Origin of the sequence: Pseudomonas sp. B20, from assembly GCF_020515755.1 — a bacterium.
GTDB classification, from domain to species: Bacteria; Pseudomonadota; Gammaproteobacteria; order Pseudomonadales; family Pseudomonadaceae; genus Aquipseudomonas; species Aquipseudomonas syringae.
The window spans coordinates 52,426-72,318 of record NZ_JAHPJG010000017.1; the positions used below are offsets into that span (position 1 = coordinate 52,426).

Below are 19,893 nucleotides of genomic sequence, written 5' to 3' on the forward strand. Positions count from 1 at the left end.
GTGATTATTTTCAGACCCCTGTGCGGTTTTCTGTTTGCAGGTCTTTCGTTCGCTGTGATTTTGCCCGCGCAGGCCTTGGTTGAGCCTGGAAATCAGGCGGCCAGGGCCGAGATCCGGCGGACCGGTTTTGGCGTGCCGCATATCGTTGCCGCCAATGAGCGCGGTCTGGGCTACGGCATCGGTTATGCCTACGCGCAGGACAACCTGTGCCTGCTGGCTAATGAGGTGGTTACCGTAAACGGCCAGCGCTCGCGCTATTTTGGCCCCGATAAGGCGACCCTTGAGCAGCGCAACAACATGGCCAGTGACCTGCTGTTCCAGTGGCTCAATACGCCGCAGGCACTGGCGGATTTCTGGAAGGCGCAGCCATTGGAGATTCGCCAGTTGATGCAGGGCTATGTCGCCGGTTACAACCGTTCGCTCGATGAGCAGAAGGCCAAGGGCCTGCCGCAGCCCTGTGCGGCCGAGTGGGTTCGGCCGATCAGCACCGACGATCTGGTGCGCTTGACCCGCCGCCTGCTGGTCGAGGGGGGCGTGGGGCAGTTCGCCGAAGCGCTGGCCGGTGCCACGCCGCCTGCGCTGCAGAAGCCACTGCAGGTAAATGCTCAGCAGGTTCAGGCGCTGCAACTGGCCGCAGCGCGTAATCAGCGTTTTGCCCTGGAGCGCGGCAGCAATGCTGTGGCAATAGGGCGCGAGCTGTCCGCCAACGGGCGCGGCATGCTGCTGGCCAATCCGCATTTTCCATGGGCTGGCGGCCTGCGTTTCTATCAAATGCACCTGACCATTCCCGGCAAACTCGACGTGATGGGCGCAGCGCTGCCGGGCCTGCCGCTGATCAATATCGGCTTCAATCAGCATCTGGCCTGGAGCCATACCGTCGACACGTCGAAACACTTCACGCTGCATCGCCTGCAGCTCGATCCGAAGGATTCGACCCGCTATATGCTGGATGGCCAATCGGTTGCCATGGGCAAGCAGCAGGTGAGTGTCGAGGTGAAGCAAGCGGATGGCAGCCTGAAGTCGGTGCCACGCATCGTCTATTCGTCCATATTCGGTCCGGTGGTGCAATGGCCGGGCAAGCTGGACTGGGACAATAAGTTTGCCTTCAGTCTGCGTGATGCCAATCTGCAAAATGATCGGGTGTTGCAGCAGTGGTATGCGATGGACAAGGCCGACAGCCTCAAGGCGTTTCAGGATTCGGTGCGCAAGATCCAGGGCATTCCGTGGGTCAACACCCTGGCAGTCGATGCCAAGGGGCAGGCGCTGTATATGAACCTCTCGGTGGTGCCGAACGTTGACGCCGCCCGGCTCGCCCGATGCAGTGATCCGCGCATCGGCACGGAACTGATCGTGCTCGACGGCTCGCGTAGTGAATGCAACTGGGAGGTCTCCGCAGAGGCGGCACAAGCCGGTATCTATCCGTCCTCGCGCCAGCCGCAATTGCTGCGGACCGACTTCGTGCAGCACTCCAACGATTCGGCGTGGATGGTCAACCCTGCTGCGCCGTTGAAGGACTTTTCGCCGCTGATCAGCCAGGACAGTCAGCCGCTGGGACAGCGAGCGCGTTTTGCGCTGGATCGGCTGGGCAGCCTGAAAAAGGCGGGCAAGATCAGCGTCGAGAACCTGCAAGCGATGGTCATGGACAACGAGGTCTATCAGGCCGGGCAAGTGCTGCCGGATCTGCTCAGTTTCTGTGCCTCGGAGCTGGGTGATGATGCGGCGCGTCTGACGCCGCTGTGTACCGCGCTGAAAGCCTGGGATGGACGCGCTGACCTGAACAGTGGCATCGGCTTCGTGTACTTCCAGAGAATCGTGACGTCCATGCAGGCTGTTGCCTTGCGCTGGCGCGTGGAGTTCGACCCGCGGGACCCGGTTCACACGCCGAGCGGGCTGGCAATTGAGAACCCTCAGGTCGCCACTGCATTGCCCGCTGCCATGTTGGCCGCAGTGGATGAAGTGACCAAGGCAGGCCTCTCGGCAGGCAGTAAATGGGGCGACATTCAGGTCTCCAGCATCAGCGGCAAGCAGATCCCTATTCATGGCGGGCCGGCCGGGCTGGGCGTCTACAACGCCATGCAGACAATCGCCGGCAAGGACGGCAAGCGTGAGGTGGTCAGTGGCACCAGCTACCTGCAGGTGGTGTCGTTCGACGAGCAGGGCCCCAGGGCGCAGGGTCTACTGGCGTTCTCGGAGTCGAGCAACCCACAGTCAGCCCATTCAAACGACCAGACTGAGGCGTTTTCAAAAAAGCAGTGGCAAGCGTTGCCGTTCACTGAACAACAGATCAAGGCTGATCCAGCGTATGAGGTGCAGGTGATAAGCGAGGAGACTGATCGCTGAAAGAGTCAAGAAAAGCGTTTGGGCCATGCGGCCCAAATGCGCTTATCGGGAATCAGCCGCCCGGTGTGTCGATGTCGGCGTCAACGCCAGTGGTTGGCTGATGATTGCGTAAATCCTCGGTTTTTTCTTCCGGCTCATGATCAGGTACGTAGGCGCTGTCGCTGGTCGACTGGCTTTGCGACTGGGACTGGCTGGGGGAGGGCGTCTGGCCCTGGCCATTACCCTTTTCAGTCTCGGGCTTTACGTCCCCGACTTGTGGCTCGATTGCCGGATCGTTGCGGTCCGGGCCCGGGCTGGCAGGTGCGTCCTGATTTGGCGTCGGTTCTTTCTGAGCTTGCGGCTGGATAGACATGAGTACCTCGATATCGGGTTCAGAAAATGGTCTGACAGAGTTTCGAGGCAGGTTTTTTCAGATCGTTCGATGGAAAGTGCCCAGCGGAGCAGGGAGCAGGGAGCTACAAGCTACAAGCAAGAGCGGTTCTGCTTTTGCTTGCAGCTTGCAGCTTACGGCTTGCAGCTTAAAGCTTAAAGAACCTGCTTGATCGCGTCACACACTGCGTCGATGTTCTTCTGGTTCAGCGCGGCCACGCATATACGCCCGGTGTCCAGCGCGTAGATGCCAAACTCGCTGCGCAGGCGCTGGGCCTGTTCGGCGGTCAGGCCGGAGTAGGAGAACATGCCGCACTGGCGCGCGACGAAGCTGAAGTCCTGACCGGCCGGGTTATCAGCCAGACGCTCGACCATCGCCTTGCGCATGCCCTGAATGCGCAGACGCATTTCGCCCAGTTCCTCTTCCCACATTGCACGCAACGTCGGGTCGTTAAGCACCGCTGCGGAGATGATCGCGCCGTGGGTCGGCGGGTTGGAGTAGTTGGTGCGGATCACGCGTTTGACCTGGGACAGGACGCGAGTGGTTTCTTCCTTCGATTCGGTAATGATCGACAGCGCGCCGACGCGTTCGCCATACAGCGACAGCGATTTGGAGAACGAGCTCGAGGCGAAGAAGGTCAGGCCCGACTCGGCGAACAGGCGCACTGCCAACGCATCTTCCTGAATGCCCTGACCGAAGCCTTGATAGGCCATGTCCAGAAACGGTATGTGGCCCTTGGCCTTGACCACTTCCAGCACTTTTTTCCAGTCATCCAGGCTCAGGTCGACCCCGGTCGGGTTGTGGCAGCAGGCGTGCAGCACGACCACCGAGTTGTTCGGCAGGTTGTGCAGGTCTTCGAGCATGCCGGCACGGTTCACGTCGTGGGTGGCAGCGTCGTAGTAGCGGTAGTTCTGCACCGCAAAGCCTGCGGTTTCGAACAGCGCACGATGGTTTTCCCAGCTTGGGTCGCTGATGGCGACGACGGCATCGGGCAGCAATTGCTTGAGGAAGTCGGCACCGATCTTCAGTGCGCCGGTGCCGCCGACCGATTGGGTGGTCAGCACGCGGCCCGAGGCGATCAGCGGCGAATCGGCGCCCAGCAACAGTTTTTGCACGGCCTGGTCATAGGCGGCAATACCGTCGATCGGCAGGTAGCCACGTGGGGCATGCTGGGCCACGCGGACCTTCTCGGCTTCGGCCACGGCGCGCAGCAGGGGAATGCGCCCGTCTTCATCACAGTAGACGCCTACGCCAAGGTTGACCTTGGTGCTGCGGGTGTCGGCGTTGAAGGCTTCGTTGATACCCAGGATCGGATCGCGGGGTGCCATTTCGACAGCGGAAAACAGGCTCATGGTGCGGCGGCTCTTGGTGAAGAGTGGGAAGGGGACACGCTGAGGCTCGATGCGCCAAAGCGGTGCGCAAACAGAGCGTAGTATAGAGAGCATCCCCTCGCTGATCGACAGTGCAGGGCGGGTTTTTTACAGGTTTTTGCGCATATTTGTAGAACGTTCGTTCGGTTAAAACCTCAATGCTTTAAGTGCGTGCCTTGAAAGGCTGATATATGACTCCATCTATTAGCCATCACTTCAAAACATCGCACGCCTGCTTCCCGGCGGGAACGGCTGTTTGCGATGATTTCGTCATTGCGCGCCGTCATGCGCCGACGAATATTTCCAGTTGTGCCGTCGAGGCGGTCAGGTCGCGGAAAGATTCACGCGAACCCCGTCACACGCGCACCATTCAAGAGGTCAGTTATGTCCGAGTTCCAGCTCGTTACCCGCTTTGAGCCAGCCGGCGATCAGCCCGAGGCCATTCGCCAACTGGTCGAAGGGATCGACGCCGGGCTCGCGCACCAGACCTTGCTCGGGGTGACCGGCTCGGGCAAGACGTTCAGCATCGCCAACGTGATCTCCCAGATCAAGCGCCCGACGCTGGTGCTGGCGCCGAACAAGACCCTGGCCGCGCAGTTGTATGGCGAATTCAAGGCGTTTTTCCCGAACAACGCCGTGGAATACTTCGTTTCCTACTACGACTACTACCAGCCCGAAGCCTATGTGCCGTCGTCCGACACCTTCATCGAGAAGGATGCGTCGATCAACGACCACATCGAGCAGATGCGTCTGTCGGCGACCAAGGCGCTGCTGGAGCGCAAGGATGCGATCATCGTCACCACGGTGTCGTGCATCTACGGTCTGGGCAGTCCGGAAACCTACCTGCGCATGGTCATGCACATCGATCGCGGCGACAAACTCGATCAGCGTGCCTTGCTGCGCCGCCTGGCCGATCTGCAGTACACCCGTAACGACATGGACTTTGCCCGTGCGACCTTCCGGGTGCGCGGTGATGTGATCGACATCTACCCGGCTGAATCCGATCTGGAAGCGATTCGGGTCGAGCTGTTCGATGATGAGGTCGAGAGCCTGTCGGCGTTCGATCCGCTGACCGGCGAGGTGATCCGCAAGCTGCCGCGCTTCACTTTCTACCCGAAAAGCCACTACGTCACTCCGCGCGAAACGCTGATCGAAGCGATGGAAAACATCAAGGTCGAGCTGCAGGAGCGCCTCGAATACCTGCGCAGCCAGAACAAACTGGTGGAAGCCCAGCGTCTGGAGCAGCGCACCCGTTTTGACCTGGAAATGATGCTGGAGCTGGGCTACTGCAACGGTATCGAAAACTACTCGCGCTACCTGTCGGGCCGTCCGTCCGGCGCGCCGCCGCCGACCCTGTTCGATTACCTGCCCCCCGATGCCTTGCTGGTGATCGACGAATCCCACGTCAGCGTGCCGCAGGTCGGCGCGATGTACAAAGGTGACCGTTCGCGCAAGGAAACCCTGGTTGAGTACGGTTTCCGTCTGCCATCGGCACTGGATAACCGGCCGATGCGCTTCGACGAGTGGGAGGCGATCAGCCCGCAGACCATTTTCGTCTCGGCGACTCCGGGTAACTACGAGGCTGAGCATGCCGGGCGTATCGTCGAGCAGGTGGTGCGTCCGACCGGCCTGGTGGACCCGCAGATCGAGATTCGTCCGGCGCTGACCCAGGTAGACGATCTGCTGTCGGAAATTCACAAGCGTGCTGCGCTTGAAGAGCGGGTGCTGGTCACCACGCTGACCAAGCGCATGTCCGAGGATTTGACCGACTACCTGAGCGACCACGGGGTGCGCGTACGTTACCTGCACTCGGACATCGATACGGTGGAACGTGTCGAAATCATCCGCGACCTGCGCCTGGGGACGTTCGATGTGCTGGTGGGCATCAACCTGCTGCGTGAAGGTCTGGACATGCCTGAAGTGTCACTGGTGGCGATTCTCGATGCCGACAAGGAAGGCTTCCTGCGCTCCGACCGTTCGCTGATCCAGACCATTGGCCGGGCGGCACGGAACCTCAACGGCCGGGCGATTCTGTATGCCGACCGGATTACCGGCTCGATGGAGCGCGCCATCGGCGAGACCGAGCGACGTCGCGAGAAACAGATCGCCTTCAACCTGGAACATGGCATTACGCCCAAAGGCGTATTCAAGGACGTCGCCGACATCATGGAAGGCGCCACCGTGCCCGGCTCGCGCAGCAAGAAGCGCAAAGGCATGGCCAAAGCCGCCGAAGAAAACGCCCGCTACGAAAACGAACTGCGCTCGCCGAGCGAGATCAACAAACGCATTCGCCAACTGGAAGAAAAAATGTACCAACTGGCCCGCGACCTGGAATTCGAGGCCGCCGCACAAATGCGCGACGAAATCGGCAAACTGCGCGAGCGGTTGCTGGCGGTTTGATTGGCTGGCCGACGCTGCGTCAATCCGCGTTGATCATCGTGCCAATGCTCCGCGTCGGCATGCCGGTCATGGTGCTCTGCGTCACATCTGTGCCGCAGCGCAATGTCCATGCCTTACACGCAGCCGCTGCCGGCGCAATGCTTTTCAATCGCGATGGCACAGACGACGTAGAGTGCGACGTTAGTGACGGCTGAGTCCTGGCGCTGATCCGGGGGTAGCCTGGCAGGACGCCAGGCTAGCCGCACCGCGCCATGGATGGCGCGTTGCGGCGACCCCCGGATCAGTGACAGGGCGAAGGAACCCGACGAAGTCGGGCCGGAAACCGGAGCGAGGGGGTTTGCCTACTTTGGCCCCATCAAAGTAGGTCGCCGAGGGACGAAAAGGTGACCTGAGCCGAACCTCAATCCACCTGACGGCGCATAGCCGTCGTGTGACGCAGAGCGTCACGAACTGCATTACCACGCGGAGCGTGGGAACGATATCCACGCCGAGCAGGGACTTTGCTCACTTTGGTCCCTCAAAGTGAGTCGCCGAGGGGCGAAAAGGTGACCTGAGCCGAACCCCAATCCACCTGAAAAAGAAAAACCGCCGTGTGACGCAGAGCGTCACGAACTGCATGCCAACGCGGAGGATTGGCACGATAATCAGCTGAATTTGTTTACAGCTCCGGGCGCGGAGCATGCGGAACGAGAGGCGTCCGGGCAATTGCCTTTCTTGCTGGAGCCCCATGCCCCCGGCCTGTTAACATTCCGCGCTTGATCGACCTAATTCGGGATTTTCCATGACCACCGTTCGTACCCGCATCGCGCCATCGCCCACAGGCGACCCCCACGTCGGCACGGCCTACATCGCGCTGTTCAACTACTGCTTTGCCAAACAGCATGGCGGCGAGTTCATCCTGCGCATTGAAGACACCGATCAACTGCGCTCTACCCGCGAGTCCGAACAGCAGATCTTCGACGCACTGCGCTGGCTGGGCATCGACTGGAGCGAAGGCCCCGACGTCGGTGGTCCTCACGGCCCCTACCGCCAAAGCGAGCGCGGCGACATCTACAAGAAATACGCGCAGCAACTGGTCGACATGGGCCATGCCTTCCCGTGCTTCTGCACAGCCGAAGAACTGGACGAAATGCGCGCCGAACAGCAGGCCAAGGGCGAAACCCCGCGCTATGACGGTCGCGCCTTGCTGCTCTCCAAGGAAGAAGTCCAGCGCCGCCTGGATGCCGGCGAGCCACATGTGATCCGCATGAAAGTGCCGACCGAAGGCGTCTGCGTCGTCCCTGACATGCTGCGTGGCGAAGTCGAAATCCCGTGGGACCGCATGGACATGCAGGTCCTGATGAAGACCGACGGCCTGCCGACCTACTTCCTCGCCAACGTCGTCGATGACCACCTGATGGGCATCACCCACGTATTGCGCGGCGAAGAATGGCTGCCATCGGCACCCAAACTGATCCTGCTGTACGAATACTTCGGCTGGGACAAGCCGCAGTTGTGCTACATGCCGCTGCTGCGTAACCCCGACAAGAGCAAGCTGTCCAAGCGCAAGAACCCCACCTCGGTGACTTTCTACGAGCGCATGGGCTTCATGCCCGAGGCGATGCTCAATTACCTGGGGCGCATGGGCTGGTCGATGCCTGACGAGCGCGAGAAGTTCTCCTTGCAGGAGATGGTCGACAACTTCGACCTGTCGCGTGTTTCGCTGGGCGGGCCGATCTTCGATATCGAGAAGCTTTCCTGGCTCAATGGCCAATGGCTGCGTGATCTGCCAGTCGAGGAGTTTGCCTCGCGTCTGAAGACCTGGGCGCTGAATCCTGACTACATGATGAAGATCGCACCGCATGTGCAGGGCAGGGTAGAGACGTTCAGTCAGGTTGCACCGCTGGCCGGCTTCTTCTTCTCGGGTGGCGTCACGCCTGATGTGAAGCTGTTCGAACACAAGAAGCTGTCCCCGGAGCAGGTTCGTCAGGTGATCCAGTTGATCCTGTGGAAGCTGGAATCGCTGCGTCAGTGGGAGAAGGAGCGGATCATGGGTTGCATCCAGGCGGTGGTCGAACATCTCGAACTCAAGCTACGTGATGCCATGCCTCTGATGTTCGCTGCGATCACCGGTCAGGCCAACTCGGTGTCGGTGACCGATGCGATGGAAATCCTCGGTCCGGACCTGACCCGCTTCCGGCTGCGTCAGGCCCTCGATTTGCTGGGCGGCGTTTCCAAGAAAGAAAACAAGGAATGGGAAAAGCTTCTGGGCTCTATCGCCTGAGGCGTTACCTGTTCCTGTGAATCGCCCCCGGTTTTCCGGGGGTTGAATGGTAAGTGGTTGTATTACCGACAAAAAAGTTTGCAGATTGTAGAAAATAAATTTGACAGCCCTGTCACTCACGCTTAATATGCGCCCCGTCCACTGATGTGGGGCTTTAGCTCAGCTGGGAGAGCGCCTGCATGGCATGCAGGAGGTCAGCGGTTCGATCCCGCTAAGCTCCACCAAATTTAGCGTTTCAGAGTGCTGCTACACTGCTCTGGAATGATGTGAAACAAGCGGATCCAGCGACCGTTTTTTTTGCGAGAAGGTTTTGTCCCCTTCGTCTAGTGGCCTAGGACACCGCCCTTTCACGGCGGTAACAGGGGTTCGAGTCCCCTAGGGGACGCCAGTTTCACCGAGTGATGCCGGAAGGTTGATCTCCGCCGAGAGGCGTAAATCCGGGGCTTTAGCTCAGCTGGGAGAGCGCCTGCATGGCATGCAGGAGGTCAGCGGTTCGATCCCGCTAAGCTCCACCAATTTTGCCAGGGTTCATCGTTCGATGAACCTGACTGAAGGTTTTGCGTCCCCTTCGTCTAGTGGCCTAGGACACCGCCCTTTCACGGCGGTAACAGGGGTTCGAGTCCCCTAGGGGACGCCACGATTTCCCGCTCTGCGGGACCAAGGGTCATTCGATTATTGAATGGCCCTTTTGTTTTTTCAGGGTTTGAAAACCCCTCCTTTCTGTTTTTATCTATTGCCACACTCAACTGTAACCGACTCTCGTGCCGATACTGCGTTGGCATGCCGTTCAGGACACTCCGCGTCCTCTATGCGTTCGCAACGCAGTGCGCCGCGAACTGCATCCTTGCGCTGCAGCCCTCTTGGTTATACACAAGTCTTGTGGGGGCGAGCTTGCTCGCGAAGAGGCCGGTATAGCCCCCAGGAAATAGGGGTTGGATGCATCGTCTTCGTGAGCAAGCTCACTCCCACAGGTCTGTGACCAGTCTGCACGTACGGTTCCAGGCCTTTTATCCGGGCTTATCCAGACTTGTGTATGACTCTGAGCGCTGTAGCGTGAAGAGCAAAAGGCGTTCGGAGGGGCGCTTTTCATGCCAACGCGTGTGAACGCGCGCCATGACCCGCTACACTCCCGCCAATCACATCCACTCAAGCAGGAGCACGCATGGTCTGGGACCGGGCAACGCCGTTTGTCATCGATCTGAATGTCGCCGCCGAAGACATCGACGGGCTGGGGCACGCCAATAACGCCGTCTATGTGTCCTGGCTGGAACGCTGTGCCTGGCGTCATTCGCAGTTCCTCGGGCTGGACCTCACCGAATACCGACGCCTCGACCGTGCAATGGCGGTGGTCAGGCATGAGGTCGACTACCTCGCCAGCGCCTACGAAAACGACGAACTGCAACTGGCGACCTGGATTGTCGACTGGGACCGCCGGCTGAAAATGACCCGCTGTTTTCAGCTCAAGCGTCCTGCCGACAACCTGACCTTGCTGCGCGCGCAAACCACCTTTGTCTGCATCGAACTGTCCACTGGTAAGCCCAAGCGTATGCCTGCCGAGTTCATTGAGGGCTATGGCGCAGCCATCTCTGACAGCGCCGTTCCCAATCCGCACGTCGGGCAGTAAACTGCCGGACTTTTTTTCGAGTGTGACCCATGCAAATTGCTCTGGCGCCCATGGAGGGGTTGGTCGACGACATCCTGCGTAATGTGCTGACGAAAGTCGGCGGCATCGACTGGTGCGTGACCGAATTCATCCGGGTGTCCGAGCGTTTGATGCCGGCGCATTACTTCTACAAGTACGCATCGGAGTTTCACCAAGGCGCGAAAACTGACGCAGGCACGCCGTTACGCCTTCAATTGCTGGGCTCTGACCCCGTGTGTCTGGCCGAGAACGCCGCGTTCGCCTGCGAATTGGGCGCCCCCGTGCTGGATCTCAACTTCGGCTGCCCGGCCAAGACGGTCAATCGCTCGCGTGGCGGCGCAATCCTGCTCAAGGAGCCGGAATTGCTGCACTCGATCGTCAGCCAGGTACGCCGTGCCGTGCCCAAACATATTCCTGTCACCGCCAAGATGCGCCTGGGTTACGAAAACACCGACGGCGCGCTGGATTGCGCCCGGGCCTTGGCTGACGGCGGGGCAGAGCAAATCGTCGTTCATGCCCGGACCAAGGTCGACGGCTACAAGCCGCCGGCGCACTGGGAGTGGATTGCGCGCATTCAGGAAGTGGTCAAGGTCCCGGTGGTTGCCAACGGGGAAATCTGGACCGTTGAGGATTGGCGCCGTTGCCGCGAAATCTGTGGCGCGCGGGACATCATGATCGGTCGCGGGCTGGTGGCGCGTCCTGATCTGGCCCGGCAGATCGCTGCGGCGCAGAAGGGCGAAGAGGTCGTGTCAATGACCTGGGCCGAGCTGCAGCCGATGCTGCGGGTCTTCTGGCACGACTGTCTGGCGAAGATGACGCTGATTCAGGCGCCGGGCCGGCTCAAGCAGTGGCTGGTGCTGCTGACTAAGAGTTATCCCGAGGCGACCCTGATGTTCAATACGTTGCGCCGCGAGACCGACTGCGATCGCATCAGCGTATTGCTGGGCTGCGCGCCCGGTTGCTTACCCAGAAGCTGACCCCGACGAACGGTCAAAAAAAATCTGAAAAAAACCTCTTGAAAAGCGAATGGCCGTCCCTATTTTCGTGATCAAGCGATGCCGAAAGCGGGTCGCGTAAACCACTCGCTGATAAACAGGAGAATTGTTATGGCTACTGCATTTTCTCTGGCTCCACTGTTTCGCAACTCAGTGGGATTCGACCGCTTCAACGACCTCTTCGAGTCGGCGGCACGAAATGAGACAACCAGCGGCTACCCGCCCTACAACGTCGAGCGGCACACCGATGACCATTATCGAATCGTGATTGCTGCAGCAGGCATGCAAGAGCAGGATCTCGAGTTGCAGGTTGAAAAAGGCGTGCTGACCGTGATCGGCAACAAGCGCGAGCAAGAAGCCGAAAACGTGACGTATCTGCACCAGGGTATTGCCCGGCGTGAATTCAAGCTGTCATTCAGGCTGGCGGACAATATCGAAGTCAAAGGGGCCGATCTGTCTCACGGCCTGCTGAATATTGACCTGGTGCGCAACGTGCCGGAAGAAGCGAAACCAAAGCGTATTCCGCTCAATAGCCAGAAAGCGCTGGAAAACTGATCCGTCAGGTGATGTTGAGTCAGCGGCACGTAACAAAGAAGGCGCCTGCGGGGCGCCTTCTCTTTTTTTAGTCCTGATGTGCGGTTTGCTGCGCAGGCCGCTTGAGCTGCAGCAAGGACTCGAACTGCGGGCCTGGCAGCGGTTCGCTGAACAGATAGCCTTGATAGGTGTAGCAGCCGACTTTTTCCAGAAATGCCAACTGCTCCGAGGTTTCCACGCCTTCCGCGATCACGTTCAGGTTGAGGCTCTGCGCCATGGCGACGATGGCGCGGATGATTTCTGCGTCATTGGGGTCGCTGGTGGCATCCTGGACGAAGGACTGGTCGATCTTCAGCGTATCCACCGGCAAACGCTTGAGATAGGTCAGGGACGAATAGCCGGTGCCGAAATCATCCATCGCAAAGCTGACGCCCAGCGCCTTTAAGCTGAGCATCTTGAGGATGGTGTCGTCCAGGTTCTGGATGACGATACCTTCGGTGATTTCCAGCTTGAGCATGGACGCAGGCAACTGATTCAGGGTCAGGCTGCGTTCCACGCGCTCGATGAAATCGTGCTGGAGAAACTGTCGCGGGCTGATATTGACGCCCATCAGGAATCTGTTTTCCGGGATCAGCCCCTGCCTTAACAGCAGGCCGCCGGTTTTGCATGCTTCGTTCAGAATATGGCTGCCGACCTCCAGAATCATTCCGCTTTCTTCAAGTATCTGCACGAACTGATCAGGCGCCAGCAAGCCGTATTCGGGGTGTTGCCAGCGCAGCAGGGCCTCGGCCCCGGTGATGTATTCGTTGCGACAGTCGACCTGGGCCTGGAAGTGCAGGTGAAATTCGTTGCGGGTGAGGGCCAGGCGCAAGTCATTTTCCAGGCGCAGACGCTGGCTGACGGCCTGTTGCATGGACACATGGAAAAACTGTGAAGCGTTGCGCCCGCAATCCTTGGCCCGATACAGGGCAATATCGGCGCGCTTGAGCAGATCGGCCGGGGTCAGGCCATCATCCGGAATCAGCACCACGCCAATGCTCGGGGTGACCTGCAGGCGATGGCCGTCGAGAAACATCGGTTCGGCCAGCAGGTTGCGCAGGTTGTCGGCCAGCTCCCGCACTTGCCGGGTGACCTCGTCCTGCGAGCCTTCCAGGCCACAGATCAACACCACGAATTCGTCGCCGCCCAGGCGGGCCACGGTGTCTTCCTGGCGCACGCTGGCTTCCAGGCGCGCGGCGATGATGCTCAGGACGCTGTCGCCTACCGGATGGCCGAGCGAGTCGTTGATGTGCTTGAAATGGTCCAGATCGAGAAACAACAGGGCGCCGCGCAGGTTCTGGTGCTGAAGCAGCGACACTTGCTGGCTCAGGCGGTCGAGCAGCAGTGCGCGGTTGGGCAGCCCGGTCAGCGGGTCGTGATAAGCCAGGTGCTGAATCTGCGCCTGGGCATTTTTAAGCGCGCCGATGTCGCGGGCGTTCATCAACAGGCAGGCGGTGTTGTTCAAGGTAATGAACTCGACCGATATATCCAGCACCAGCGGCGCGCCATGCTTGTCTCGACCGTCCATTTCCCGGTGATGCACGCGGCCTTTCTGGCGCAATTCTTCAAGCATGTGTTCGCGCTGCAAGGTGTCGGTCCAGATACCGACTTCATGCGCTGTACGGCCGAGCACTTCCTGGGCGCTGAAACCGGTCAGGCGACTGAAGCCGTCGTTGACCTCGACATAGCGGCCCGAGTCGATTTCAGTGATGGTGATCGAGTCGGGGCTTGAATGAAACGCCTTGGCAAATTTCTCCTCGCTGGCCTCCAGGGCGACCTGAGCACACTGTTGGGTAATGTCCATCAGGGTGCCGGCCAGCCTGACAGGCTGGCCCCGTTCATCCCGATAAATCCGCGCGCGACCTTCAAGCAGGCGTGACGTGCCGTTCTTCAACTGAAACCGGTAGGTGACTTGCAGGCAGTCCTGCCCGGTTTCGAGTGCCGCGGCATAGAGTGCGCGCATTCGACGACGTTCTTCGGCGGGCAGGCTGCCGAAGAACTGCCCGCCAGGCTCATCGAAGGGCCGTGCCGGCATGCCGTGCAACAGCGCCGCGCGTGCCGAAGCCTGCAGCCGGTTGCGGACGATATCCAGATCCCAGGTGCCCATTTGCGCCAGGTCCAGTGCCAGCTCCAGGCGATCACGGGTTTCCTGCAGGGCCTGCTCTGCGTCTTTCAGCGACAGCCTGGCAGAGGCCGTCTGTGCGGTGGCTTTCGGCGCGGCGTTATCCGGTGGGTTGGGCATGGTATCCGAGCCTTTGATCGATGGAGCCGCCAGAGCGATCTGTCTGCGGCCTGCAGCCTCTATTCACTGTGTCTGCGCATCGAGCAGTTTCATGAATGCCCGTGCCGCATTCGATAGCGTGCGTTCGGTGTGCAGGATGTAGCCTAGCTGGCGATTGAGCTGCACGCCCGGCAGCGGAATGCGCGCCACCTGCTCGTCGAGCATGGTGCGCGGCAGAACGCTCCAGGCCAGGCCGATGGAAACCATCATCTTGATGGTCTCCATATAGTTGGTGCTCATGGCGATGTTGGGCTTGAGGCCCTGGGCCTCGCACAAGCCGCTGACAATGTGATGGGTAAACGTGTTACCGCCGGGAAATACCGCCGGATAGCGCACAATATCCTCCAGCTTCATCGGGCCGCTGTTGGCCAGCGGGTGCTCGGGTGCAGCGACGAAATCCAGCGGATCGTCCCAGACGGGCACGGCGCGGATCAGTGCATGCGGCTCGGGCGCCAGTGTAATGACTGCCAACTCGGCGCGCCCGTGAAGAATTTCTTCATAAGCGATTTCCGAATCCAGGAACTGAATGTCCAGTGCAACCTTCGGGTAAGTACGGGTAAAGGCCCGCAATATCGGCGGCAAACGGTGCAGGCCGATGTGATGGCTGGTCGCCAGAGTCAGTCGCCCGGTGACTTCCCCGGTCAGATTGGTCAGTGCCCGGCGGGTGTCATCCAGCACGTTGAGAATCTGGTAGGCGCGCGGCAGCAGGGCGCGTCCGGCCTCGGTCAGACTGACTTCGCGGCCCAGGCGATCGAACAGGCGCACGTTGAGTTGCTGCTCCAGACCGGCAATGCGCTTGCTTATGGCCGGTTGGGTCAGGTAAAGGCGTTCGCCTGCCCCGGAGAAGCTGCCGGTCTCGGCGATGGCGATAAAGGCATTGAGGTTGGCCAGGTCCATGGTCGGATTCCAGTTGGTTATCCAAAGTATGAAAATTATGAATTTGAGTTATTTAAGCATATTCCATAGGATGACCGCACAAGCCAAAGGGTCATCGCCACGATTGCCCAAGGCATAGAAAGAAGCTGATGAGGAAGTACGTCCGATGGCCGGGAAAACGCTCTACGACAAGCTCTGGGATTCGCATTTGGTCAAACAGCGCGACGACGGTTCGGCGCTGATCTACATTGACCGTCATATCATCCACGAAGTGACCTCGCCGCAGGCGTTCGAAGGTCTGCGGCTGGCGAAGCGCAAGCCGTGGCGGATCGACTCGATCATCGCCACGCCTGACCATAACGTGCCGACCACCGCGGAACGCAAGGGTGGCATCGGTGCCATCGAGGATCAGGTGTCGCGCTTGCAGGTGCAGACCCTCGATGACAACTGCGACGAGTACGGCATCACCGAATTCAAGATGAATGACCCGCGCCAGGGCATCGTCCACGTGATCGGCCCGGAGCAGGGCGCAACCCTGCCAGGCATGAGCGTGGTCTGCGGCGACTCGCACACCTCGACCCACGGCGCATTCGGTGCGCTGGCCCACGGTATCGGCACTTCCGAAGTCGAGCACGTGCTCGCCACCCAGTGCCTGGTCGCCAAGAAAATGAAGAACATGCTGGTCTCGGTCGAAGGGCAATTGCCGTTCGGCGTGACGGCCAAGGACATCGTACTGGCGGTGATCGGCAAGATCGGCACCGCAGGCGGTAACGGTTACGCCATCGAATTCGCCGGCAGCGCGATTCGCGACCTGTCGATCGAAGGGCGCATGACCATCTGCAACATGTCCATCGAAGCGGGCGCGCGGGTTGGCATGGTGGCCACCGACGAGAAGACCGTCGAGTACGTCAAAGGCCGTCCGTTCGCACCCAAGGGCGCGGAGTGGGACCTCGCTGTCGAAGCCTGGAAGGACCTGGTGTCCGACCCGGACGCTGTGTTCGATACCGTGGTCAAGCTGGACGCCGCACAGATCAAGCCGCAGGTCAGCTGGGGCACTTCACCGGAAATGGTTCTGGCGGTTGATCAGAATGTGCCGGACCCTGCGCAAGAGCCGGATCTGGTCAAGCGTGGCTCCATCGAGCGTGCGCTCAAGTACATGGGCCTGAAAGCCAATCAGCCGATTACCGATATCCAGCTGGACCGGGTATTCATCGGTTCCTGCACCAACTCGCGCATCGAAGACTTGCGTGCCGCTGCGGACGTTGCCAAAGGTCGCAAGGTGGCTTCAACCATCAAGCAGGCCATCGTGGTGCCAGGCTCGGGGCTGATCAAGGCGCAGGCCGAGAAGGAAGGGCTGGACAAGGTGTTCATCGAAGCCGGCTTTGAGTGGCGTGAACCGGGCTGCTCCATGTGCCTGGCGATGAACCCGGACCGCCTGGGTTCCGGCGAGCACTGCGCGTCGACGTCCAACCGTAACTTCGAAGGTCGTCAGGGGGCCGGTGGCCGCACGCATCTGGTGAGCCCGGCGATGGCCGCTGCCGCTGCGGTGAATGGCCGTTTCATCGATGTTCGCGACCTGATCCAGCACTGAGGAGTCCCGTATGAAAGCCTTTACCCAGCACCATGGCCTGGTCGCTCCTCTGGATCGTGCCAATGTCGACACTGACCAGATCATTCCCAAGCAGTTTCTCAAGTCGATCAAGCGCACCGGCTTCGGCCCGAACCTGTTCGATGAATGGCGTTATCTGGACGTGGGGCAGCCGTATCAGGACAACTCCAAGCGCCCGCTGAACCATGATTTCGTCCTCAACCACGAGCGTTACCAGGGTGCCAGCGTGTTGCTGGCCCGGGAAAACTTCGGCTGCGGGTCGAGCCGCGAACACGCGCCGTGGGCACTGGAAGAGTACGGTTTCTGCGCAATCATTGCGCCGAGCTACGCGGACATCTTCTTCAACAACAGCTTCAAGAACGGCTTGTTGCCGATCATCCTGTCCGAGGAAGACGTCGATCAACTGTTCAAGCAGGTAGAAGCCGAGCCCGGTTATCAGTTGAGTATCGATCTGCAGGCGCAGACCGTGACCCGTCCGGATGGCAAGGTCCTGAGCTTTGAAATCGATGCGTTCCGCAAGCATTGCCTGCTCAATGGTCTGGACGACATTGGCCTGACGCTGATGGACGCCGAGGCCATCGCCGGTTTCGAGAGCAAGCACCGCGCCAGCCAGCCGTGGCTGTTCCGCGACTGATCGATCTCCAGCGGATGCATGTTTGCCAGTAAGGTGCAATTGCCCCTTGCTGGCAAAAGTGTTTTCGCGGCACGCTAAATTTTCTGTGGTATCGAGCGTTTCAAGCAGGCGTTGTCAAAGACGCCGATGCACAAAATCGAGGATGTTATGAGCAAGCAGATTCTGATTCTCCCAGGTGATGGTATTGGTCCGGAAATCATGACCGAAGCGGTCAAGGTGCTGGAACTGGCCAACGAAAAGTATCAACTGGGCTTTGAATTGACCCACGACGTGATCGGCGGCGCGGCCATCGACAAACACGGTGTGCCGCTGGCCGATGAAACCCTGGAGCGTGCCCGTGCGGCCGATGCCGTGCTGCTCGGCGCCGTCGGCGGCCCGAAATGGGACACCATCGAGCGCGACATCCGTCCTGAGCGCGGTCTGCTGAAAATCCGTTCGCAACTGGGCCTGTTCGGCAACCTGCGTCCGGCGATCCTTTATCCGCAACTGGCCGATGCGTCGAGCCTTAAGCCGGAAATCGTCGCCGGCCTGGATATCCTGATCGTTCGCGAGTTGACCGGTGGCATTTATTTCGGCGCGCCACGCGGCACGCGCGTGCTGGATAATGGCGAGCGTCAGGCCTACGACACGCTGCCGTACAGCGAAAGCGAGATCCGCCGCATTGCCAAAGTCGGTTTCGACATGGCCATGGTGCGTGGCAAGAAGCTCTGCTCGGTGGACAAGGCCAACGTTCTGGCGTCCAGCCAGCTGTGGCGCGAAATCGTCGAGCAGGTCGCCAAGGATTACCCTGAAGTCGAACTGAGCCACATGTACGTCGACAACGCTGCCATGCAGCTGGTGCGTGCACCCAAACAGTTCGATGTGATCGTGACCGACAACCTGTTCGGCGACATTCTTTCCGATCAGGCGTCGATGCTCACCGGCTCCATCGGCATGCTGCCGTCGGCCTCGCTGGACACGGCCAACAAGGGCATGTACGAGCCATGTCACGGCTCGGCGCCGGACATCGCCGGTAAAGGCATTGCCAACCCGTTGGCGACCATTCTGTCGGTGTCGATGATGCTGCGTTACAGCTTCAATCTGACCGATGCGGCCGACGCCATCGAAAAGGCTGTCAGCCTGGTTCTGGATCAGGGTATCCGCACCGGCGACATCTGGTCGGAAGGCAAAGTCAAAGTCGGTACGCAGGAAATGGGCGATGCTGTAGTCGCCGCGCTGCGGAATCTGTAATCTCTCTGGCCCGCCGCCTGCTGTGTACGCGCAGAGCGGCGGTCCCACTTTTATTCAAGGTGTAGTTGCGATGAAACGTGTAGGTCTGATCGGTTGGCGTGGCATGGTCGGTTCCGTGCTCATGCAGCGGATGCGGGAAGAGCAGGACTTCGATCTCATTGAGCCGGTGTTCTTCACTACTTCCAATGTCGGTGGCCAGGCGCCTTCGGTGGGCAAGGATGTTGCGCCCCTGAAAGATGCCTACAGCATCGACGAGCTGAAAACCCTGGACGTGGTGCTGACCTGCCAGGGTGGCGACTACACCAATGAGGTGTTCCCCAAGCTGCGCGAAGCGGGCTGGCAGGGTTACTGGATCGATGCGGCGTCCAGCCTGCGCATGCAGGATGACGCGGTCATCGTGCTGGACCCGGTGAACCGCAAGGTCATCGACCAGCAACTGGACGCGGGCACCAAGAACTATATCGGTGGCAACTGCACCGTCAGCCTGATGCTGATGGGCCTGGGTGGTCTGTTCGATGCCGGTCTGGTCGAGTGGATGAACGTCATGACCTATCAGGCGGCCTCCGGCGCCGGCGCGCAGAACATGCGTGAGCTGATCCGGCAAATGGGCGCGGTGCATGCTTCGGTGGCCGATGATCTGGCCAATCCGGCCAGCGCCATTCTGGACATCGACCGCAAGGTGGCTGAAGCCATGCGCAGCGAGTCGTTCCCTACCGAGAACTTCGGCGTGCCGCTGGCGGGCAGCCTGATCCCGTGGATCGACAAGGCGCTGCCAAACGGCCAGAGCCGCGAAGAGTGGAAAGGCCAGGCCGAGACCAACAAGATCCTCGGTCGCTTCAAGAGCCCGATCCCGGTGGACGGCATCTGCGTGCGCATCGGTGCGATGCGCTGCCATAGCCAGGCGCTGACCATCAAGCTGAACAAGGATGTGCCGATTGCGGACATCGAAGGCTTGATCAGCCAGCACAACCCGTGGGTCAAGCTGGTGCCGAACAACCGCGAAGCCAGCATGCACGAACTGAGCCCGACGGCGGTAACCGGCACCATGAGCATTCCGGTGGGGCGTCTGCGCAAGCTGAACATGGGTTCGCAGTACCTGGGCGCTTTCACCGTGGGTGACCAGCTGTTGTGGGGCGCTGCGGAGCCGCTGCGTCGCATGCTGAGAATCCTGCTGGAGCGTTGAGACTTCGGTTTCACAGCAAACCCGCTTTCCGAAAGGGAGGCGGGTTTTTTAATGGCTGATACTTTTGATTGATCGTCCTTTGTCCCTATATATGGGATTGAAATTTACATATTGAGATAAGTGTAAC

14 protein-coding genes and 4 tRNA genes are annotated in these 19,893 nt (G+C 60.0%); 14 read left to right on the top strand and 4 right to left on the bottom strand.

The genetic code is table 11. The features are described from left to right. Positions 1–2,340, top strand: coding sequence for an acylase (locus LIX91_RS17090; protein WP_226488847.1), 2,340 nt, complete (start codon positions 1–3; stop codon positions 2,338–2,340). Positions 2,341–2,392: 52 nt separating this feature from the next. Here the strand turns inward: LIX91_RS17090 and LIX91_RS17095 are convergent, their stop codons facing one another. Together LIX91_RS17095 and LIX91_RS17100 are read right to left on the bottom strand one after the other, a co-directional pair. Continuing rightward, positions 2,393–2,692, bottom strand: a complete 300-nt coding sequence (locus LIX91_RS17095) for a hypothetical protein (protein WP_100072610.1) — start codon at positions 2,690–2,692, stop codon at positions 2,393–2,395. A 173-nt stretch (positions 2,693–2,865) separates the two neighbouring features. Next, a complete protein-coding gene (locus tag LIX91_RS17100) occupies positions 2,866–4,062 on the bottom strand; it encodes an amino acid aminotransferase (protein ID WP_226488848.1) in 1,197 nt (398 codons plus the stop codon). Positions 4,063–4,464: 402 nt separating this feature from the next. On the opposite strand from LIX91_RS17100, the gene uvrB reads away from it, so the two are divergent. The 9 genes from uvrB to LIX91_RS17145 all read left to right on the top strand — a co-directional run bounded on the left by uvrB (position 4,465) and on the right by LIX91_RS17145 (position 11,935). After that, positions 4,465–6,480, top strand: coding sequence for an excinuclease ABC subunit UvrB (gene uvrB / locus LIX91_RS17105; RefSeq protein ID WP_003345654.1), 2,016 nt, complete (start codon positions 4,465–4,467; stop codon positions 6,478–6,480). 781 nt (positions 6,481–7,261) lie between these two features. Beyond that, positions 7,262–8,743 (top strand): glutamate--tRNA ligase, encoded by a 1,482-nt coding sequence (gene gltX, locus LIX91_RS17110; RefSeq protein ID WP_226488849.1) that lies wholly within the window; start codon positions 7,262–7,264, stop codon positions 8,741–8,743. A 148-nt stretch (positions 8,744–8,891) separates the two neighbouring features. Then, positions 8,892–8,967 (top strand) — tRNA-Ala (locus LIX91_RS17115). An 88-nt stretch (positions 8,968–9,055) separates the two neighbouring features. Next, positions 9,056–9,131, top strand: a tRNA-Glu gene (locus LIX91_RS17120). 51 nt (positions 9,132–9,182) lie between these two features. Further along, a tRNA-Ala gene (locus LIX91_RS17125) sits at positions 9,183–9,258 on the top strand. A gap of 46 nt (positions 9,259–9,304) precedes the next feature. Further along, positions 9,305–9,380, top strand: a tRNA-Glu gene (locus tag LIX91_RS17130). A 525-nt stretch (positions 9,381–9,905) separates the two neighbouring features. Beyond that, positions 9,906–10,367, top strand: coding sequence for an acyl-CoA thioesterase (locus LIX91_RS17135; RefSeq protein ID WP_103695333.1), 462 nt, complete (start codon positions 9,906–9,908; stop codon positions 10,365–10,367). A 29-nt stretch (positions 10,368–10,396) separates the two neighbouring features. Beyond that, entirely contained in the window at positions 10,397–11,362 is a 966-nt protein-coding gene (locus LIX91_RS17140; RefSeq protein WP_003419878.1) for a tRNA dihydrouridine synthase, read from the top strand. A 129-nt stretch (positions 11,363–11,491) separates the two neighbouring features. Then, positions 11,492–11,935, top strand: a complete 444-nt coding sequence (locus LIX91_RS17145) for an Hsp20 family protein (protein ID WP_003316521.1) — start codon at positions 11,492–11,494, stop codon at positions 11,933–11,935. 67 nt (positions 11,936–12,002) lie between these two features. Here the strand turns inward: LIX91_RS17145 and LIX91_RS17150 are convergent, their stop codons facing one another. Both LIX91_RS17150 and LIX91_RS17155 read right to left on the bottom strand, forming a co-directional pair. Then, a complete protein-coding gene (locus tag LIX91_RS17150) occupies positions 12,003–14,195 on the bottom strand; it encodes a putative bifunctional diguanylate cyclase/phosphodiesterase (protein ID WP_100072602.1) in 2,193 nt (730 codons plus the stop codon). Positions 14,196–14,258: 63 nt separating this feature from the next. Beyond that, the gene (locus LIX91_RS17155) at positions 14,259–15,131 is read right to left on the bottom strand and encodes a LysR family transcriptional regulator (RefSeq protein ID WP_003345646.1); all 873 of its coding nucleotides are present in this window, start codon (positions 15,129–15,131) and stop codon (positions 14,259–14,261) included. 145 nt (positions 15,132–15,276) lie between these two features. Here LIX91_RS17155 and leuC point away from each other — a divergent pair, with 145 nt between their 5' ends. The 4 genes from leuC (at position 15,277) to asd (ending at position 19,766) form a co-directional block, all read left to right on the top strand. Beyond that, positions 15,277–16,701, top strand: coding sequence for a 3-isopropylmalate dehydratase large subunit (gene leuC, locus LIX91_RS17160; RefSeq protein WP_003316525.1), 1,425 nt, complete (start codon positions 15,277–15,279; stop codon positions 16,699–16,701). A 10-nt stretch (positions 16,702–16,711) separates the two neighbouring features. Next, positions 16,712–17,353 (top strand): 3-isopropylmalate dehydratase small subunit, encoded by a 642-nt coding sequence (gene leuD / locus LIX91_RS17165; protein ID WP_003419882.1) that lies wholly within the window; start codon positions 16,712–16,714, stop codon positions 17,351–17,353. Between the two features lie 147 nt (positions 17,354–17,500). Next, positions 17,501–18,583, top strand: a complete 1,083-nt coding sequence (leuB, locus tag LIX91_RS17170) for a 3-isopropylmalate dehydrogenase (RefSeq protein ID WP_003345644.1) — start codon at positions 17,501–17,503, stop codon at positions 18,581–18,583. Between the two features lie 70 nt (positions 18,584–18,653). Next, positions 18,654–19,766 (top strand): aspartate-semialdehyde dehydrogenase, encoded by a 1,113-nt coding sequence (gene asd, locus LIX91_RS17175; RefSeq protein WP_002552957.1) that lies wholly within the window; start codon positions 18,654–18,656, stop codon positions 19,764–19,766. The last annotated feature ends 127 nt before the right edge of the window (positions 19,767–19,893 follow it).

What these genes read in the sequence shown, in the direction of transcription:
- LIX91_RS17095 (WP_100072610.1), bottom strand. Translation starts at nt 2,692, where the DNA reads ATGTCTATCCAGCCGCAAGCTCAGAAAGAACCGACGCCAAATCAGGAC.
- LIX91_RS17100 (WP_226488848.1), bottom strand. Translation starts at nt 4,062, where the DNA reads ATGAGCCTGTTTTCCGCTGTCGAAATGGCACCCCGCGATCCGATCCTG.
- uvrB (WP_003345654.1), top strand. Translation starts at nt 4,465, where the DNA reads ATGTCCGAGTTCCAGCTCGTTACCCGCTTTGAGCCAGCCGGCGATCAG.
- gltX (WP_226488849.1), top strand. Translation starts at nt 7,262, where the DNA reads ATGACCACCGTTCGTACCCGCATCGCGCCATCGCCCACAGGCGACCCC.
- LIX91_RS17135 (WP_103695333.1), top strand. Translation starts at nt 9,906, where the DNA reads ATGGTCTGGGACCGGGCAACGCCGTTTGTCATCGATCTGAATGTCGCC.
- LIX91_RS17140 (WP_003419878.1), top strand. Translation starts at nt 10,397, where the DNA reads ATGCAAATTGCTCTGGCGCCCATGGAGGGGTTGGTCGACGACATCCTG.
- LIX91_RS17145 (WP_003316521.1), top strand. Translation starts at nt 11,492, where the DNA reads ATGGCTACTGCATTTTCTCTGGCTCCACTGTTTCGCAACTCAGTGGGA.
- LIX91_RS17150 (WP_100072602.1), bottom strand. Translation starts at nt 14,195, where the DNA reads ATGCCCAACCCACCGGATAACGCCGCGCCGAAAGCCACCGCACAGACG.
- LIX91_RS17155 (WP_003345646.1), bottom strand. Translation starts at nt 15,131, where the DNA reads ATGGACCTGGCCAACCTCAATGCCTTTATCGCCATCGCCGAGACCGGC.
- leuC (WP_003316525.1), top strand. Translation starts at nt 15,277, where the DNA reads ATGGCCGGGAAAACGCTCTACGACAAGCTCTGGGATTCGCATTTGGTC.
- leuD (WP_003419882.1), top strand. Translation starts at nt 16,712, where the DNA reads ATGAAAGCCTTTACCCAGCACCATGGCCTGGTCGCTCCTCTGGATCGT.
- leuB (WP_003345644.1), top strand. Translation starts at nt 17,501, where the DNA reads ATGAGCAAGCAGATTCTGATTCTCCCAGGTGATGGTATTGGTCCGGAA.
- asd (WP_002552957.1), top strand. Translation starts at nt 18,654, where the DNA reads ATGAAACGTGTAGGTCTGATCGGTTGGCGTGGCATGGTCGGTTCCGTG.